Raw genomic sequence first — 12,745 nt, 5'->3', positions numbered from 1 at the left:
CGCAATCGCGAGGCCTCTGGCTTTTCCAGCTAACGCAGGGTTCATCCCTGTGACCGCAACCCTTGACGCAGGCCAAACAGGAACAGCAAAAGGTCCTGGTCCGGCTCGCTCCGGGCCTGCTGCTGCGGTTTTGCATCCCGCGGCAACGCGCACTGGTCTGCCATCTCAGCCTTGCTGAACACGGTTGGCCTCGGCTCTTCCCAGGCAGCCACCGCCACGGTGGTCACCGCCAGGCCAGCTACCAGGAACAAAGCTCGAGCAATTTCTAGTTTCATTACTCTAACCCTTTGACAGCGCTGCCAAACGCCATCTTGTAAAAGTAGAGCAGCGTCCGCCATTCCGCGTCATTGAGCGACGAATGGCGGCGTAGCTGACGCAAGTCATTGCCGGCCGCCCGCTGGCAGCTGATGCGCCGCCTGCACTTTTCCAGGTCCAGCAGCGCCACTTCGACGCGGGCCTGCTCGCCCTCGCCGATTACCTTGATGAATACGTGCTTGCCATACAGGCAGCCGTGCTGCCAGTGCCCCAGGTGCATTCGCGCCAGGTTGTCCGCCAGGTCCTTGAGCATGCGCTCATGCACCACCTGCGGGTAACGCTCGCGGGCACCTTCGGCATGCCAGGTGTCGAGTTCGACAAAACCGTCCAGCGCTTCGCTGACCAGCAGCGCGCGCCACTGGTGCTCGGCATCGCGCTGCGCGCCACAGAAGACGATGCGCGGTACACGCACGCCCAACTGCTCGAAACTGTTCAGCGCATCGAGTTCACGCAACACGGTCGGCCGACCAAAAGGGTGCAACAGGCTGCGGTAGATATGCCCAACCTGGCGTTTGGCATACAACAGCTTGCCATCGGCATCGTTGAGGCGTTGCACGCCACTCTCGCCGCCGCGGCGCTGGTTAGGCTCCTCGACCCACTCGCCTTGCTGGCGCCAGTAAAAATCGAACTGCGCTTCCCCTTTATGGGCTACAGCCATCAAATACTACCCCTTACGCAATACATAGACCCGCCACATGGCATAGAACGGCAGGAAGTCGAGGCGTTCCTGGATTCTGAAGCCGGCGGCCCTGAATTCTTCTTCGACCGTTTCGGCAGGTAACACGAAACGGTTCTGGTAATTATCCTGCTCGGCCTTGGCGCTACGGCGTTGCTCTAGCTTTTTCCGCCGCCAGGCCTTGAAGTTGCCATCCACCCACAGGGAAAGGATCACACTATCACGGCTAACCCGTTGAAATTCCGAAAGAATGGTCTTTCTGTGCGCCGACTCGCCAATGTGATGGAACAGGCGCATGCAGAAAATGCTGTCCACGGCGTTATCTGGCAGGTCGATGGCAAATGCAGAAGTCTGCAAAGGCCGTACCCGTGCCACCACTTCTGGCGGTTGCGCCGCACAGGCTGTCTCGATCATAGCCTCGGAGTTGTCGGCACCGATGATTACCCGATTGGGCTTTTCCGCCAACAGCGGCCAGAAACGGCCCGCTCCGCATGGCAGGTCGAGTACCAGGCCAGGCTCGCCCGCCAATGCCAAGGCGCGGCGCGCCAACTGCTCATCTCGCTTGTGGGAAAGGCGTCGCGCCAGGCCGTCCTGGTGCTTGAGAAAGTACTCGCGCGCATGGTCTTTGTCGTACTTCTCGGAAAATTCAAGCTTGATGGGGCTACGCATTGGGCATCTCCTGACTCCATTGCGCCCACACTAGTCATGCAAGCGTTGGAATCAGGTCATGCCAATGTGAAAAAAACGTTGGGCACCAGTTGACCTGATACAAGAAATTACTCGACCAGGGCGTCCGGGTCGCCTTTGGCCGCGGTGTTGCTCAGGTCCACCTGGAAGCGGCAGCCATGCGGCAAGGTGGATGTCAGGGTGACACGCCAACCTTGGTCGTCGCAGATCCGCTGCACCAGCGAAAGCCCCAGCCCAAGCCCCTCGCCACGCCGTTCATCGCCGCGCACGAACGGCCTGAACATGGCCTCACGCTGCTCTTCGGGGATACCCACGCCACTGTCCTCTACGCTGAAACCGTTGGCTTCCAGGCTCAGGCGGATATACCCACTGTCGGTGTAGTGCGCCGCATTGCGCAGCAGGTTGCCCATCACCGACTGCAGGAAGGTGGCGTTGTACAGCACAGGGCTAGCGCTCACGCGGCCATCGAAATACAGGGTGAGGCCTTTCTGTTCGATGGTGTCGCGCCACACCCCGATGAGCTCGTCGGCCACTTCGCGCAGGGTCGCCCGTGACGCCACTGCCCCCTCATCACGCTGCGCGCGGGCCAACATGAGGAAGGTCTTGACCAGCTCGCGCATCTCTTCGGTGGCCCGCGCCACGCGCTCCACCTGGCTACGCGCGCGGGCATCGAGGCCAGGGTTTTCCATCAGAAGCTCACACGAGGTAGCCAACACCATCAACGGCGTGCGCAGCTCGTGGCTGACGTCGCTGGTGAACAGCCGCTCGCGGGTCAGCGCATCACGCAGCCGGCCCAGGGTATCGTCGAAAGCCACTGCAAGCTGGCCGACTTCGTCTGCCGCATAATCCGGAGCCAGCGGCGGGGCCAGGCCCAGTAGTTGATCGCGGTGGCGCACCTGACGCGCCAGGCGGATGACCGGTGCCATTACCCGACGTGCAACCAGCCAGCCAAGGATGACCGCCAGCACCAGGCTGAGCACGAAGCCCACCACAACCACGGCAAACAGTACGCGCTCGCGCTCCTCGAAGTCGCTCTGGTCCTGCAGCAGTACATAACGGCGACCATCGACGATCTCGACCATGGCGTGGTAGGACAGCTGGTCTCGGAACACCTCGTGGAAACCGCGGTCGAGGTGACGCAGGTCCTTGGGCAGCTCGAAGTCGTCACGCCCGCCGCTGAAATAGAACAGCTGATCTGGGCGAGGCCGATGACTCCAGTCACTGACGCTGTCCATACGCAGCAGGCGCTGCAGGTCACCGCCCAGTACCGAGGAAATCAGTCGCTCTTCGACCAGGTGCACCGTGCCGACGATACCGAATGCGAAGGCCCCGGCCACCAGCGCGCTCATCAGGGCAAAGGCGATGATGATGCGCTGGGCAAGGCTTTGCTTAAACTCCATCGCGGCCCTCGGCGAGGCGATAGCCGACGCCATGGACGGTATGCAGCAACGGTTTTTCAAACGGTTTGTCGATCACCTGGCGCAGTTGATGCACATGGCTGCGCAGGCTGTCGCTATCGGGGCAGTCGTCGCCCCACAAGGCTTCTTCCAGCACCTCGCGGCGCAGTACGTGCGGGCTTTTCTGCATCAGTACCGCCAGCAGCTTGAGGCCGACCGGGTTGAGCTTCAACAGGCGACCCTGGCGGGTAACCTCCAGGGTATCGAGGTCGTAGCTCAGGTCAGCCACCTGCAGGGTGCGGCGCCCACCGCCCTGGGCACGGCGCAGCACCGCTTCGATGCGCGCCGCCAGCTCCGACAGGGCAAATGGCTTGAGCAGGTAGTCGTCAGCCCCCGAGCGGAAGCCCTGCAGGCGGTCGTCCAGCTGGTCACGGGCAGTGAGCATGATCACCGGCGTGTCACGGCGGGCATCTTCGCGCAGGCGCTTGCACAGGGTGTAGCCATCGATGCCTGGCAGCATGATGTCGAGTACGATCAGGTCGTAGTGTTCGGTGGCGGCCAGATGCAGCCCGGACAGGCCATCCTGGGCACAGTCGACGGTGTAGCCTTTCATGCCCAGGTAATCGGCCAGGTTGGCCAGGATATCGCGGTTGTCTTCAACCAAAAGAATGCGCATCGGTTTCTCCTGTGCGGCGCTTCTCGCTGTGGTGCGCGGCAGGCGCAGCTTAAGGCCTATGCCTGGACGGTGCCAGCCCTGGGGAAAATTCACCGCACTTGACGGTTTTTTCACTGATCCTTCACGGACACAGGATAGCGGGCGGTCGACAATGCCCGATCTTTTTCGCGCCCTGGAGCCGTCATGCAGCAACGCACCCGCCCCCGCCCGATCAACTACTGGCTGTACCTGGGGATTCCCCTGGCGACTGCGGTGGCCTTGATCCTGCTGGAGCTGACTTCAGTCGACATGGATGTCGCCAACCTGTTCTTCGACCCCGCTGCCGGGCAGTTCATTGGCCGCCACAGTTACCTGTTGGAAAACATCCTGCATGACCGGGTCAAGCAAGTGGTGATCCTGTTGGGGGTGATATCGCTGCTGACCTTTGCCGCGAGCTTTTTCTGGAAGCGCCTGTTTGGCTGGCGCCGTGAACTGGGCTGCCTGGCGCTGGCACTGGGCTTGTCCACGGCGTTTGTCACGCCGCTGAAAAAAGTCACCCAGGTGCAGTGCCCCTGGAGCCTGACCCAGTTTGGCGGCACCGAAACCTACAGCAAGCTGCTGGAACCACGGCCGCCTACCGACAAGCCTGGCCTGTGCTGGCCGGGCGGGCATGCAGCGACGGGTTTCTGCCTGTTCGCCTTGTTCTTCATGCTGCGTGATCGCAAGCCGCGCCTGGCGCGGGTGGCGTTTGTAGTGGCCTTGACAGCAGGGTCGATACTGTCGGTGGGCAGGATGATGCAGGGGGCGCACTTCCTGTCGCACAATGTGTGGACGGCAGTGTTCTGCTGGTTGATCGGATTGGGGTCGTATTACCTGGTTCTCTATCGGCGGGGGCTGGCCGAGGTGCCCGTCGCCGAGCGCAGCGCCGCATGAAAGAGGGGCCGCTTTGCGGCCCTTCGCACTTCAAATGCTACTCAGGCATGCTCGACGAACACATCAGCAAACACCTGTCCCCGCGGTACCCCTGCCATGAACATGCGTCGGGCAAACCGCTCGACACTCCCCGGTGCCCCACACAGCAGCGCCACCGTCTGTCGCGACAACAGCCGCATCCCGGCCAACGCTTCATCCACATGCTCCACCAGCACCAGCTCGACACTGACCCTTGGCAGCTTCAGCAGCTTCTCCGCCAGATAGTGCCCAGCCGGATCCCGCGCCACATGCACCACCCGGATTTCGCCCCGATGCCCCCGGCGCAACGCTTCGCGCAAGATCCCCCAGAGCGGCGCCAGCCCGGTTCCCGCAGCCAGCAACCACAGCGGCCGCTCCTGCCAATCAGGGTCGTAATGAAGGGCTCCGCCTCTGAACTCCCCCAAACGCATCTCATCGCCGACCTGCAGACCGCGCGCCTTGTCGCAAAAGGCACCAGGCCGCTGGCAATCGATATGAAACTCGAGAAAATCATCCTGGCCCGGCAGGCTGGCCAAGGAATAAGGCCGAGCAACCGCGCCTAGCCACAGCACCACGTGCTGCCCCGCCTGATAACGTACCACCCGATCGGGGCGCAACCGCAGGCGCAACACATCGCCAAACCAGTCCAACGCACAGACCTGCGCCGGGACACCGCCCAGCAGGGGGTCGTATAGCGCCACACGCAGGTCCTCGACCACCCGGCACTGGCAGGCCAGGCGCCAGCCCTGGGCGTGTTTCTCCAACGCCAACGCCTCGGGCAAAGCGTCTGCCGGTTGCCCTTCCAGGCAGCGCACCAGGCAGGCGTGGCAACTGCCAGCGCGGCAACTGTAAGGCACATTCAGCCCCGCCTCGTTGAGGGCATCGAGCAGGTTGCTGCCAATGGGCACCAGCCAGCGGCGCTCGCCCACGCAAATTTCGGGCATGTTCGGTACATCTCCTGCTGTCCAAGGCTCACTGTAAGCCAAGCAGAGCACACCAGCAAAATAGATGCCTGCGCGCTGCCGACCATGGTCCAGACCGGCCGCAGGTGTGCCGGGCACGGATGCGCGCTATACTGCCGCGCCTTTTTCCGTCGGCCTGACCTGCCGGCGCCTTGCAAGGCGCTTCGACGTGCTGGTCGGCTATGTCGAGCGTCTTTTTGAATGTTCCCGTCTTTAAGAGGAGCGCGCTGCATGACCGTGATCAAGCAAGACGACCTGATTCAGAGCGTCGCCGACGCCCTGCAATTCATCTCGTACTACCACCCCGTCGATTTCATCCAGGCCATGCACGAGGCCTATCTGCGTGAGGAATCGCCTGCTGCACGCGATTCCATCGCCCAGATCCTGATCAACTCGCGCATGTGCGCCACCGGCCATCGTCCAATCTGCCAGGACACCGGTATCGTCACCGTGTTCATCCGCGTGGGCATGGACGTGCGCTGGGACGGCGCCACCATGAGCGTCGACGACATGATCAACGAAGGTGTGCGTCGCGCCTACAACCTGCCTGAAAACGTCCTGCGCGCTTCGATCCTGGCCGACCCGGCCGGTGCCCGCAAGAACACCAAGGACAACACCCCGGCAGTGATCCACTACTCCATCGTCCCCGGCGACAAGGTGGAAGTTGATGTCGCAGCCAAGGGCGGCGGCTCGGAAAACAAGTCGAAGATGGCCATGCTCAACCCGTCCGACTCGATCGTCGACTGGGTACTGAAGACCGTGCCGACCATGGGTGCTGGCTGGTGCCCGCCTGGCATGCTCGGCATCGGCATCGGCGGTACCGCCGAGAAGGCCGCGGTCATGGCCAAGGAAGTGTTGATGGAGTCCATCGACATTCACGAACTGAAAGCCCGTGGCCCACAGAACCGCCTGGAAGAAATCCGCCTGGAGCTGTTCGACAAGGTCAACCAGCTGGGCATCGGCGCCCAGGGCCTGGGTGGCCTGACCACCGTGCTCGACGTCAAGATCATGGACTACCCGACCCACGCCGCGTCCTTGCCGGTGTGCATGATCCCCAACTGCGCTGCTACCCGCCACGCCCACTTCGTGCTCGATGGCACCGGCCCGGCAGAACTGGAAGCGCCGTCGCTGGACGCCTACCCGGAAATCGTCTGGGAAGCCGGCCCGAGCGCCCGTCGCGTCAACCTCGACGACATCACCCCGGAAGAAGTGGCCAGCTGGAAGCCGGGTGAAACCATCCTGCTCAACGGCAAGATGCTGACCGGCCGCGATGCCGCGCACAAGCGCATGGTTGAAATGCTCAACCGTGGCGAAGAGTTGCCGGTAGACCTGAAAGGCCGCTTCATCTACTACGTCGGCCCGGTCGACCCGGTGGGTGACGAAGTGGTAGGCCCAGCCGGCCCGACCACTGCTACCCGTATGGACAAGTTCACTCGCCAGATCCTCGAGCAGACTGGCCTGCTGGGCATGATCGGCAAGTCCGAGCGTGGCCCGACCGCCATCGAGGCGATCAAGGACAACAAGGCCGTGTACCTGATGGCCGTTGGCGGCGCTGCCTACCTGGTCGCCCAGGCCATCCGCAAGTCGAAGGTACTGGCCTTCGCCGAGCTGGGCATGGAAGCGATCTACGAGTTCGAGGTCAAGGACATGCCGGTGACCGTCGCCGTGGACAGCAACGGTGAGTCGGTACACATCACTGGCCCTGCCCTGTGGCAGAGCAAGATTGCCGAAAGCCTGGCCGTCGAAGTGAAGTAACCTGATGTAACTGCGGCGGCTGCTTCGCGGGCAAGCCCGCTCCCACACGTTGGACTGCCCCCAAGAAGTTGGACACCAATCCAACCCTTGGGGGATCTATGGGTAAGTACACCGAGCAATTCAAGCTCACAGCGATCACAGCCTACCTGGATGGCAGCAACGGTTTCAGAAAGGTGGCTCAACACTTAGGTATCGATTTCAGCCTGCTTCGACGCTGGGTGGCCAGTTATCAGGCCAATAATGGCATTGGTCCAGGCTCGCATGGGCGGCGCTATACCAGTGATTTCAAACAGCAGGTGCTTAGCTATATGCACGAGCATCGGCTTTCGCTGCGCCAGACTGCTGCCCACTTTGGTCTTGGGCAGTCCTCTCAGATAGGCATTTGGCAGCGGCAGTACTACAGTGGCAGTCCTGCACCCTCTACTGCCACCAAGCCAAGAAAGCCAATCGACGTGTCGAAGAAGATCAAGCCTGCCAAACCCACCGATACCAATGATGATCAGAAGTCTCGAGATCAGCTGATGGCTGAACTTGAGTACCTGCGCATGGAGAATGCTGTCCTAAAGGAGCTCAAGGCTCTGCGCGAGGAAAAGGAACGAACACGCGGGAAAAAGTCCTGATCGTTTCCAAACTCAAGCGCAGGTTTCCTTTGCCTGACCTCCTTCAGTTGGTCGAGCTGGCGCGCAGCACCTTCTACTACCAGCTCAAAGCTCAGCAGAAGCCAGACCGGCATGCTGAGCTCAAGGCATTGGTGCATCGCGTCTATCACGAGCAGAAACGGCTTTATGGTTATCGCCGTGTCGCACTCGTAATCAGGAAGGAAAAGCGGGTGAACAAGAAGGTCATTGAACGGCTGATGGCTGAGCAGGGATTGAAATCAGTAGTGCGCCCCAAGAAATATCGCTCCTATCGAGGTACCGTCGGCAAAGTGGCAGCGAATGTACTGGAGCGAAATTTTGTCGCTCAACGCCCAAACCAGAAGTGGGTGACTGACGTAACCGAGTTCAAAGTAGCTCAACAGAAGCTCTATCTGTCGCCCGTGATGGATTTGTACAACGGCGAAATCGTGGCCTACGAAATGGCCAGCCGCCCGTGCTATAGCCTGGTTGGGAACATGCTTGGCAAAGCGCTCGATTGCCTGGGAGAGAAACCGAAGCTCGTGCTGCATTCGGATCAGGGATGGCATTACCAGCAGGCGCAATACCGCCGTAAGCTAAGCGAATGTGGGGTAAAGCAGAGCATGTCTCGAAAAGGCAATTGCCTGGACAACGCGGCCATGGAAAGCTTCTTCGGCACGCTCAAATCTGAGTTTTTCTACCTGAAGCGTTTCGAGAGCATTGATGAGCTGAGAGCGGGTCTGGATGAGTACATTCACTACTACAACCATGATCGCATCAAGCTGAGGCTCAATGGCCTGAGCCCTGTGGAGTACAGGGCTCAGGCTGCAGCTTAAAACTGTCCAACTTTTGGGGGGCAGTCCACGTACAGCGCAAGCCAGAAGGCTACGCATTTGACTGTGGGAGCGGGCTTGCCCGCGAAGAGGCCGCCACAGTCATCACAGGACTCTCTCGAACTGCTCCGGCCAGTCCCGCCAGGTAAACACCTGCCCTTCCCGCCTCACCCGCCGCACTTCCTCCAAATCTACCTCACACACCAGCCACTGGCTGCAGTCCGGGTTCAGCTGCTCGCTCAACGCCACCACCCCATCCCCCGGCATCCCGTGATCCGGCGGTACGAACAAGCCTGCCCGGCCGATATTCTCGTCCAATGCCGGCGACCAGGGCGCCACCCCCACCGTCGGGCTCTGCAACACGGCAATCTGGTTCTCCAGGGCGCGCGCCTGGGCGCCAATACGCACCCGGTGGTAACCGGCTTCGGTATCGGTACAACTTGGCGCCAGGATCAGGTCGGCACCACACTCGGCCAGGCGGCGGGCCAGCATCGGGAACTCGTTGTCGTAGCAGATCAGGATGCCCAAGCGCCCCAGTTCGGTTTCGAACACCTGCAGCCCCTGGCCTGCAGCGATGTCCCACTGCTCGCGCTCGAAGCGGGTCATCATCAGTTTGTCCTGATAACCCAGCACACCTTGGGGGCCGAACAGCCAGGCACGGTTGCGGTAGCGCCCATCGTTGTCCAGCACCGGCACACTGCCCGGTTGCAGGTAGATCCCCCAGCGTCGGGCAAGGCTCTCGCACAACGCTTTCCAAGGTTCGATCAGCGGCTGGATACCGGCAATCGAAGCCTTCAGGTCTTCCCGCTGCCCGGCATTCAGCTGGCCGCTCAGCACCAGCCCGGCGTACTCCGGCAGTAGCAGCAAGTGTGCCCCCGCCTCCACCGCTTCGGCGCACAGGCCTTGCAGGTGGTCGGCGTAGGCGTCCCAGGTTTCGTGCAGCTCGATGGCGTACTGGCAGGCTGCCAGGCGGATCATACCGGCAGTGCCTTGAGCCAGAACGACATCAGCTTGTCGGAGCTTTCCTGCTCGTCCAGATCGCGCCAGGCGTAGGTGGTACGCAGCGATGGGTCGTGCAGGAAGCCGCGGTTGCGCCAGAAGCCGTGCAGGGGTTTGTACTCGGCTGGCCGGCGCGGGTGCGCACCGGGTCGCTCGACCGCGCAGAACGCGCAGTAATCGAACTCGGCCAGTTTGTGTGCGTAGGACTCGCGCTCGATGAAGAAGCGAACCCCCAGGCCCTGTCCGCGGTATGCCGGCAACACCAGCGACTCACCGAAGTAGTACACACTGGCCGGGTCGCGCCCCTGGGCCAGGAATGGCTGCTGGAATTCGGGCGCGACATCCACCAGCGGCAGGCCGGTAGAGGCGCCGACCACCTTGCCGTCGTCCAGCGCCAGCACAACCAGGCTGCGCCCGGAGCGGGCATAGTTGGCCAGGTAGTCGGCCTCGTACTCCGGGGTGCCGTCGTAAAGGTAGGGGAACTCGCGGAACACAGTAAGGCGCAGGCGAGCGAGGTCATCGATGTAAGGCGCGATAGCGGCACCGTGCAACAGGCGTATTTCCATGTTTGGCGGTCGTTTTGTCGATGTGGATGACGCGCTCGGCTAAGCCGGGCTTGAGGGGAAACCCTATCATCCGAGTTAACGACCCGCCTTTTCCCTACACGACAGGAAATGTTCCATGACCGCAACCGAACTGGTAAATGCTTACTACGCCGCCTTCAACGCGGGTGACATGCAGGCGTTTCTGGCGCTGCTCAGCGAAGACGTGATCCACGACATCAACCAGGGCGAGCGCCAGATGGGCAAGGCCAGGTTCGCCGCGTTCATGGAAAAGATGAACCGCTGCTACCGCGAGCGCCTGGCCGACATCGTGGTGATGCAGAACGCCGATGGCAGCCGCGCGGCGGCGGAGTTCACCGTGCATGGCCAATACCTGGCCGATGACGAAGGGTTGCCGACAGCAAACGGCCAGACCTATGTGCTGCCGGCGGGGGCGTTCTTCTATATTCACTGTGGCAAGATTGCCCGGGTGACCAACTACTACAACCTCAATGACTGGGTGGAGCAGGTTGCCTGAAGCAACCCGCTGCCAACTCAATCAAGCCTGTCAGACAATACGCGTGCCCAGCACTTGCAGGAACGCCGCCAGCCAGGCCGGGTGCGCCGGCCATGCCGGTGCGGTCACCAGGTTGCCATCCACATGCGCCTGGTCCACCGCGATGTCGATGAACGTGCCACCCGCCAGGCGCACTTCTGGCGCACATGCCGGGTACGCGCTGCACTCACGCCCCTCCAGCACCCCTGCCGCCGCCAGCAGCTGGGCACCATGGCACACCGCCGCAATCGGCTTGCCGGCCTGGTCGAACGCCCGCACCAGGTCCAACACCTTTTCATTCAGGCGCAGGTACTCCGGCGCCCGGCCACCCGGGATCAGCAGCGCGTCATAACTCTCGGGCCGCACCCGCACGAAATCATAATTCAGGGCAAAATTGTGCCCAGGCTTTTCGCTGTAGGTCTGCTCACCCTCGAAGTCATGAATCGCGGTACGCACGGTCTGCCCCGCCAGCTTTTCCGGGCACACCGCATGCACCGTGTGGCCCACCATGCTCAAGGCCTGGAACGGCACCATCGCTTCGTAATCTTCGACGTAGTCGCCCACCAGCATGAGAATTTTCTTCGCCGTCATCTCGCCCACTCCTTCGGTTAACTGTGAATAGTCACTGCACGATAGCCGCTGTCAGTCACGGCGGTCGAGGAAGTTGACCACCAGCCGATCGAGCCAGCCCCAGATCCGTTGCTTCACCCTGCGCCACAAAGGGCGCGCATGCCAGTGGGCGAGGTCGACTTCTTCGCTCTGGGCGAAGTCGCGCTCGAAGCTGGCCACCACCGCCGCTGTCAACGGCGGGTCGAGCGCTTCGATGTTGGCTTCAAGGTTGAAGCGCAAGTTCCAGTGGTCGAAGTTGCACGAACCGACGCTGACCCAGTCGTCTACCACAGCCATCTTCAGGTGCAGGAAGCACGGCTGGTACTCGAAAATCCGTACGCCCGCACGCAACAGACGCGGGTAGTAACGATGCCCGGCGTAGCGTACCGAGGGGTGATCGGTACGCGGGCCGGTCAACAAGAGACGCACGTCCAGGCCCTTGCTGGCAGCCCGGCGCAACGACCGGCGCACGCTCCAGGTCGGCAAGAAGTACGGCGTGGCCAGCCACACCCGTTTCTGGCCGCTGTTCAGCGCCCGTACCAGCGCATGCAGGATGTCCTGGTGCTGGCGGGCGTCGGCATAAGCGACCCGGCCCATGCCCTGCCCCTGCGCAGGCACCTTGGGCAGACGCGGCAGGCCAAAGCCTTCAGCAGGGCGCCAGGCGGTGCGGCGGTTGTTGGCTTGCCACTGACGGTCGAACAGCAACTGCCAGTCGCTCACCACCGGCCCCTGCATCTGCACCATCACTTCGTGCCATTCGCTGGTCGCCTCACCCGGCGTCCAGAACTCGTCGGTAACGCCCGTCCCCCCCACCACTGCCCAACGTTCGTCAACCAGTAGCAATTTGCGATGATCACGGTAGAGGTTACGCAGGCCACGCTTCCAGCGCAGGCGGTTATACCAGCGCAAGTACACGCCAGCGTCCAGCAGGCGCTGACGCAACGCGCTGTTGAAGGCCAATGAACCGTAGTCATCGAACAGGCACCGCACCCGCACGCCACGCCGGGCAGCCTGCTCCAGCGCGTCGACCACCGCCTCGGCACAGGCACCGGCCTCGACCAGGTACAGCTCCAGGTCAACCTGGAACTCGGCACGCATGATCGCCAGGAGCATGCGCGGAAAGAACGCAGGGCCGTCGATAAGCAGTTCGAACTGATTGCCATCCCGCCAGGGGAAGACCGGCCCCGCCAT

Annotated in this window: 14 protein-coding genes; 4 read left to right on the top strand and 10 right to left on the bottom strand. The window is 62.0% G+C overall.

What is annotated here, in order from left to right:
* Positions 1-41 precede the first annotated feature (41 nt).
* The 5 genes from ACI7M0_RS04620 to colR form a co-directional block, all read right to left on the bottom strand.
* Positions 42-275 carry a hypothetical protein gene (locus ACI7M0_RS04620; RefSeq protein WP_010952109.1) on the bottom strand — a complete coding sequence of 78 codons (234 nt, stop codon included), beginning with the start codon at positions 273-275 and terminating at the stop codon, positions 42-44.
* Positions 275-973, bottom strand: coding sequence for a lipopolysaccharide kinase InaA family protein (locus ACI7M0_RS04615; RefSeq protein WP_049586448.1), 699 nt, complete (start codon positions 971-973; stop codon positions 275-277). Before ACI7M0_RS04615 ends, ACI7M0_RS04620 begins: the two co-directional genes overlap by 1 nt.
* A gap of 6 nt (positions 974-979) precedes the next feature.
* On the bottom strand, positions 980-1,660 hold the full coding sequence (locus ACI7M0_RS04610) for a class I SAM-dependent methyltransferase (RefSeq protein WP_010952107.1): 681 nt from the start codon (positions 1,658-1,660) through the stop codon (positions 980-982).
* A 107-nt stretch (positions 1,661-1,767) separates the two neighbouring features.
* Entirely contained in the window at positions 1,768-3,078 is a 1,311-nt protein-coding gene (locus ACI7M0_RS04605) for a HAMP domain-containing sensor histidine kinase (RefSeq protein ID WP_064492394.1), read from the bottom strand.
* Positions 3,068-3,751 carry a two-component system response regulator ColR gene (gene colR / locus ACI7M0_RS04600; RefSeq protein ID WP_003255215.1) on the bottom strand — a complete coding sequence of 228 codons (684 nt, stop codon included), beginning with the start codon at positions 3,749-3,751 and terminating at the stop codon, positions 3,068-3,070. The genes ACI7M0_RS04605 and colR overlap by 11 nt, the downstream gene beginning before the upstream one ends.
* 183 nt (positions 3,752-3,934) lie before the next feature.
* Between colR and ACI7M0_RS04595 the strand changes: the two genes are divergently transcribed.
* The gene (locus tag ACI7M0_RS04595; protein WP_064492393.1) at positions 3,935-4,663 is read left to right on the top strand and encodes a phosphatase PAP2 family protein; all 729 of its coding nucleotides are present in this window, start codon (positions 3,935-3,937) and stop codon (positions 4,661-4,663) included.
* 41 nt (positions 4,664-4,704) lie between these two features.
* Here the strand turns inward: ACI7M0_RS04595 and ACI7M0_RS04590 are convergent, their stop codons facing one another.
* Entirely contained in the window at positions 4,705-5,625 is a 921-nt protein-coding gene (locus ACI7M0_RS04590) for an iron-sulfur-binding ferredoxin reductase (protein WP_129932308.1), read from the bottom strand.
* Positions 5,626-5,874: 249 nt separating this feature from the next.
* Here ACI7M0_RS04590 and ACI7M0_RS04585 point away from each other — a divergent pair, with 249 nt between their 5' ends.
* Together ACI7M0_RS04585 and ACI7M0_RS04580 are read left to right on the top strand one after the other, a co-directional pair.
* Positions 5,875-7,398, top strand: a complete 1,524-nt coding sequence (locus ACI7M0_RS04585; RefSeq protein WP_003255232.1) for a fumarate hydratase — start codon at positions 5,875-5,877, stop codon at positions 7,396-7,398.
* Between the two features lie 98 nt (positions 7,399-7,496).
* A protein-coding gene (locus tag ACI7M0_RS04580; protein ID WP_405314508.1) for an IS3 family transposase occupies positions 7,497-8,851 on the top strand; the annotation gives its coding sequence in 2 pieces (ribosomal slippage) (positions 7,497-7,970 and positions 7,973-8,851; 1,353 coding nt in all).
* Positions 8,852-8,953: 102 nt separating this feature from the next.
* Here ACI7M0_RS04580 and ACI7M0_RS04575 read toward each other — a convergent pair.
* Positions 8,954-9,826, bottom strand: a complete 873-nt coding sequence (locus tag ACI7M0_RS04575; RefSeq protein ID WP_104960837.1) for a carbon-nitrogen hydrolase family protein — start codon at positions 9,824-9,826, stop codon at positions 8,954-8,956.
* Positions 9,823-10,413, bottom strand: coding sequence for a GNAT family N-acetyltransferase (locus ACI7M0_RS04570; RefSeq protein WP_010952101.1), 591 nt, complete (start codon positions 10,411-10,413; stop codon positions 9,823-9,825). The genes ACI7M0_RS04575 and ACI7M0_RS04570 overlap by 4 nt, the downstream gene beginning before the upstream one ends.
* Before the next feature lie 115 nt (positions 10,414-10,528).
* Here ACI7M0_RS04570 and ACI7M0_RS04565 point away from each other — a divergent pair, with 115 nt between their 5' ends.
* Positions 10,529-10,927 carry a nuclear transport factor 2 family protein gene (locus ACI7M0_RS04565; protein ID WP_064492390.1) on the top strand — a complete coding sequence of 133 codons (399 nt, stop codon included), beginning with the start codon at positions 10,529-10,531 and terminating at the stop codon, positions 10,925-10,927.
* Positions 10,928-10,957: 30 nt separating this feature from the next.
* Here the strand turns inward: ACI7M0_RS04565 and ACI7M0_RS04560 are convergent, their stop codons facing one another.
* On the bottom strand, positions 10,958-11,536 hold the full coding sequence (locus ACI7M0_RS04560; RefSeq protein WP_003255238.1) for a DJ-1/PfpI family protein: 579 nt from the start codon (positions 11,534-11,536) through the stop codon (positions 10,958-10,960).
* Between the two features lie 51 nt (positions 11,537-11,587).
* Positions 11,588-12,745 carry a phosphatidylserine/phosphatidylglycerophosphate/cardiolipin synthase family protein gene (locus ACI7M0_RS04555; protein WP_104886652.1) on the bottom strand — a complete coding sequence of 386 codons (1,158 nt, stop codon included), beginning with the start codon at positions 12,743-12,745 and terminating at the stop codon, positions 11,588-11,590.

Origin of the sequence: Pseudomonas sp. 10(2024), from assembly GCF_045164175.1 — a bacterium.
Lineage (GTDB): Bacteria > Pseudomonadota > Gammaproteobacteria > Pseudomonadales > Pseudomonadaceae > Aquipseudomonas > Aquipseudomonas alloputida.
The sequence above is the reverse complement of the archived record's forward strand: the minus strand, read 5'-3'. Positions and strand labels throughout refer to the sequence as shown.